Raw genomic sequence first — 5538 nt, 5'->3', positions numbered from 1 at the left:
GTATTTATATACAGGCATCGTATGAATTACTACATTTTTCGACTTAACATTTCATATCAACAGTTTTTAGCCAGTTATTCAGGGGCGGCGAGTAGAGTCCAAGTGATAACCACGACGGGGTTGCGTTTAGAGTTACCTGCAACTCGATTTAGACCATTTCTTACACAAATAGGCGTTAGAGGTCAATTTAGGCTAATAACTGACCAAAAAAATAAGTTTATTAAGTTAGAAGCTCTATAAAGCCTGATGTAACGAGTGGTTAAAAGGAATCTTAATCACATAATCAAACATTTCATCTCCTCTCGCCATTAAAACAATTAACGATTTATCAATAATGCTTTTACAATAAATGAATGCATTACCTTTGCTTAACTCGTTAGTAGAAAAGAGCGCAACGACTCAATTCAAACACCCGCTTAAGTAATCCTCTAAAAAAATATAATTCTAATTGTGGAGTGTGACTATGACCGCACGTGAAACTGTGGTTCCAGTTTTGCTTGAAAAAGTGTACAAACTGATTCAAGACAAACTTGACCTTGCTCATCGACCTCTCGTAACTCAACTTGCCCAACACCTGTTTAGTAACGTTTCTCATGACGACCTGACTCAGAGAAACGAATCCGATTTATATGGTGCTGTAGTAAGCTTATGGCACCACATCAATGAAAAGAAACCTGACGAAATCTCGGTCCGCGTTTTTAACCCGACAGTCAGTCGCCAAGGTTGGCAATCTACTCATACTATCGTTGAGATAGTGGTTCCCGATAGTCCGTTTCTTGTTGACTCTGTGAAAATGGCATTAACTCGCCTCGATCTCTCTTCTCATCTTATGCTTCATAACCCAACCCAGATTTCGCGTTCCGATTCGGGCAGAGTGGTTGGTGTGAGTAATAATGACGGCGTGTTCCAATCATTGTTCCATATTGAAGTTGACCGCCTGAGCAGTAAACCAGAGATGGCAGCGCTTAAAACAGAACTTCTCGATATTTTTACCGACACCCGTTTAGTGGTGAACGATTGGTTGAAAATGGTAGAAAAACTCACAGAAGTGACCGATCAAGTTGAGCAGCAAAAAGAGAGCATCCCAGTAGATGCACAGCGTTTTGATGAAACGCTGGCGTTCCTTCGTTGGTTAGGTGAGCACAACTTTACGTTTATGGGCTACAAGGAGTATGACCTTGTTTCTGTTAATGGGGATACCGAACTGCAACCGACCAAAGATAAAGGTCTTGGTTTGTTCTCGAATTCAGATCGTGTGAGAAACGTTAAGCTGTCTGAATTTTCTGATTCGGCACGTCTTGAAGCGAAAAAGCCTTATGTACTGATCGTAACCAAGGGTAACACAGCGTCACGCATTCACCGTCCGGCTTACAATGACTACATCGGCATTAAGAAATTCGATAAGAACGGAAAAGTGATCGGTGAACATCGATTTACTGGCCTTTACACATCTGCTGTTTATAACCACACCGTTGAAACCATTCCACTGGTTCGAGAAAAAGTACAACGTATCCTAGATGCAAGTGGTTATCGTAAGGGTTCATACTCTTACAAAGCCTTGCACAACATTCTTGAAAACTACCCGCGTGATGAATTGCTTCAAGCGAGAGAAGAAGAGCTGCTTGAAGTGGGGACTGGCGTAGTACAAATGCAAGATCGTGACCTTCTGCGCTTGTTTGTTCGTAAAGACCCGTTTGGCCGTTTTTTCAGTTGCATGGTTTACGTGACAAAAGATCGTTACAACACTGAGCTTCGTCGCGACACCCAACGCATTTTGAAGCAGTACTTTGGTTGCAAAGAAGAAGTCGAATTCACAACCTACTTCTCTGAAAGCCCATTGGCGAGAACGCACTATATTGTTCGCGTTGAAAACAACAACATGGATGTGGACGTGAAAACAATAGAGCAGAATTTAATGGAAGTATCGTCTACGTGGGATGACCGCCTGTCTGAATCGATCATTGCAAACTTTGGTGAAAGTAACGGTCTGCCATTGTCGAAAGAGTACATGCGGGCATTCCCACGTTCGTACAAAGAAGACATGATGCCGGGCTCAGCTGTTGCTGATATCGAACGTTTAGAAGCGCTCAGTGAAGACAATAAACTCGACATGCTGTTTTACCGCCCTCAAGAAGAGGCGGTAGATTCAAAAGCTGTTCGTTTGAAGTTGTTCTACCACAGTGATGAGCCTATTCACCTTTCTGAGGTGATGCCAATGCTTGAAAACTTTGGCCTGCGTGTTATTGGTGAATCTCCTTATGAAGTGCGTAAAACCAACGGTGTGACATATTGGATCCTTGATTTCTCTATGCTGCATAAGAGCGATAAGACGATTGATCTTCGTGAAGCACGCGATCTTTTTCAGCAAGCCTTTGCGGCAATTTGGGAGGGCGAGTTAGACAGCGATGGCTTTAACCGCTTAGTACTTGGCGCTGGGCTTTCTGGCCGTGAAATCTCAATTTTACGCGCCTATGCTCGGTACATGCGCCAAGTAGGTTTCCCATTCAGTCAACAATACATTGAAGATACGTTATCTCATTACCCCGATCTCGCAAAAGAGTTAGTGAGCTTGTTTGGCAAGCGTTTTGACCCAAAACTGAAGGGCAGCGCGAAAGGCCAGCAAGATCTTATCAAGAAGATCACTGAACAACTGGATCATGTCGAAAGCTTGGATGATGATCGTATCATTCGTCGCTATATGGAAATGATCACTGCTACGCTTCGTACTAACTACTACCAAGTAGATGAGCACAAACAGTCTAAACCTTGGCTGGCCCTGAAAATGAGACCAAGTGAAATTCCAGACATCCCAGCACCGGTTCCTGCGTTTGAGATCTTCGTTTACGCACCGGACATTGAAGGGGTGCATCTACGTGGCGGCAAAGTCGCACGTGGTGGTTTACGTTGGTCAGATCGTCAAGAAGACTTCCGTACTGAAATTCTAGGCCTAGTGAAAGCGCAACAAGTTAAAAACACCGTTATCGTTCCGGTTGGTGCTAAAGGTGGTTTCGTTTGTAAGCGTCAACACACTATGTCTGGCCGAGACGAGATCTTTGCTGAAGGTCAACGTTGTTACAAGCGCTTCATCCGTGCATTACTCGACGTTTCAGATAACATCATTGAAGGTGAGGTTATCCCACCTAAGAGTGTTGTTCGTCACGATGAAGATGACCCGTATTTGGTTGTAGCAGCGGATAAAGGCACTGCTACATTCTCAGATTTAGCGAACTCAGTAGCGGAAGAGTACAACTTCTGGCTAGGTGATGCGTTTGCTTCTGGTGGCTCAAATGGTTACGACCACAAAGCGATGGGGATCACAGCGAAAGGGGGTTGGGAATCCGTTAAACGTCACTTCCGCGAAATGGGCATCAACTGTCAAAGTACAGATTTCACCGTCATTGGTGTGGGTGATATGGCAGGCGACGTATTTGGTAACGGTATGTTGCTATCTAAGCACATTCGCTTACAAGCGGCGTTTAACCACATGCATATCTTCATTGACCCAAACCCAGAATCGGCATCTAGTTGGGTAGAGCGTGAGCGTCTGTTTAATCTGCCTCGCTCAAGCTGGGAAGATTACAATAAAGACCTGATTTCTCAAGGTGGTGGTGTTTTCTCTCGCCGAGCGAAGTCTATCCCTCTAACCCCTGAAATTCAGAAAATGCTCGGTACCAAGAAAGCATCAATGGCGCCAAACGATTTGATCAAAGCGATCTTGTCTATGGCGGTTGATCTCCTTTGGAACGGCGGCATTGGTACTTATGTTAAGTCTTCTAGCGAGACTCATACTGATGTGGGTGACCGTGCAAATGACGTGCTTCGTATTGATGGTCGAGACCTGAAAGCTAAGGTTGTTGGCGAAGGCGGTAACTTGGGAATGACTCAATTGGGTCGTATTGAATACGCGCTAACGGGCGGCCGAGTGAATACTGACTTTGTGGATAACGTTGGTGGTGTCGATTGCTCGGACAACGAAGTCAACATTAAGATCTTCTTGAATGGCTTGGTGTCTAACGGTGACCTGACTATTAAGCAACGCAATCAAGTTTTAGAATCCATGGAAGACGAAGTGGGCGAAATCGTACTAGACGACGCTTACTGCCAAGCTGAATCTATTTCGGTTACTGAGCATCAAGGCGTTGACTTAGTGAAAGAACAGATCCGCTTTATTCACACAATGGAGAAAGCGGGGTATTTAGACCGTGGTTTAGAATACATCCCTGATGATGAAACGTTGCTAGAGCGCGAGAAGCAAGGTCAAGCACTTACAAGACCAGAGCTTTCGGTACTTATTGCTTATGGAAAAATGGTGCTCAAGGAAGATCTCGTTCACGATGATATTACAAATGATGAGTTTCATGCTCAACAATTGATGCAATATTTCCCGACAGAGTTACGCCGTAACTACTCTCAGCACATGGATAACCATCCACTACGAGCTGAGATCATTGCGACAGCGCTTGCTAACCAAATGGTTAACGAGATGGGTTGTAACTTCGTGACTCGCTTGCAAGAGGAGACCGGTGCAAATATTGTTGATATTGCGAATGCTTATGCGGCATCACGTGAAATTTATGGGCTGGGTAAGGTGATCAAGAGCATTCGAGAATTGGACAACATTTCTAGTTCTGAAGCTCAATACGAATTGCTTTACCATGTTCGACGTACCCTTCGTCGCCTGTCACGCTGGTTGCTAAGAAACCGCACGGGTAAACAGTCAGTGAATGCATTGATTGAGCGTTATCAAGGTGATGTCGTTGCGATTACTGACAAGCTGGATGAAAACCTAGTGGCTTCTGAAGTGGAAGAGCACAAAGCAATGGCGCAATTATGGATTGATCAAGGTGTCAACGCTGAACTGGCAAATTCAGTGGCACGTTTATCGAGTTTGTACTCAGCACTGGATATATCCACAGTGGCTCGTGAAACGGGTAAAACAGTCCAACAAGCGTCTAAGCTTTACTTCAACCTTGGTGACCGTTTATCTCTCCATTGGTTCTTAAAACAAATTAATGGTCAAGCCGTCGATAACAACTGGCAAGCACTGGCGCGTGCAGCATTTAGAGAAGATCTGGATTGGCAGCAACGCCAACTTACGGGCCAAGTCCTTAACTGTGGTTGTGCTTCAGACATTGATGTGATTAAAGCGCTTGATGACTGGATGGAAAGTAACTCGGTTTCTCTACATCGTTGGGAAAGCATCCTAAACGAATTCAAAGTGGGGGCGGTTCATGAGTTTGCTAAGTTTTCAGTAGCACTGCGTGAACTGATGCTATTGAATCTAAACTGCATGTCGAAAGACTAATCACGAGATAAAACGAAAGAGTATAAGGGCAGGCCATATGGTCTGCCTTATTTGTTTCGTCAAAGTCGAAAGGTTCAATGAGGGCAATACGGTTGAGCAGACAAAGTAAAATCACGCTATGGTATCAATGAGAACATCTCGTTTCTGACGAGTAGATACGGTATCGTTTGCTTAATAAAGAACCTCATTCGATAAAAAACAGGATTATATTACCCCTACAGACAGTAATTGAT

The 5538-nt window shown here is 44.2% G+C and carries 2 protein-coding genes; both read left to right on the top strand.

The features are described from left to right. Positions 1-21 precede the first annotated feature (21 nt). Entirely contained in the window at positions 22-240 is a 219-nt protein-coding gene (locus L4B77_RS19255) for a DUF2835 domain-containing protein (protein WP_261839594.1), read from the top strand. Positions 241-463: 223 nt separating this feature from the next. Continuing rightward, entirely contained in the window at positions 464-5305 is a 4842-nt protein-coding gene (locus tag L4B77_RS19250) for an NAD-glutamate dehydrogenase (RefSeq protein ID WP_429752428.1), read from the top strand. The last annotated feature ends 233 nt before the right edge of the window (positions 5306-5538 follow it).

Source organism: Vibrio minamisatsumaniensis, from assembly GCF_050337445.1.
Taxonomy (GTDB): domain Bacteria; phylum Pseudomonadota; class Gammaproteobacteria; order Enterobacterales; family Vibrionaceae; genus Vibrio; species Vibrio artabrorum.
Note: the sequence above shows the minus strand (reverse complement) of the source record. Positions and strands in the feature narration are given on the sequence as shown.

Coding starts and splice junctions, on each gene's coding strand:
- L4B77_RS19255 (WP_261839594.1), top strand. CDS start 22: ATGAATTACTACATTTTTCGACTTAACATTTCATATCAACAGTTTTTA.
- L4B77_RS19250 (WP_429752428.1), top strand. CDS start 464: ATGACCGCACGTGAAACTGTGGTTCCAGTTTTGCTTGAAAAAGTGTAC.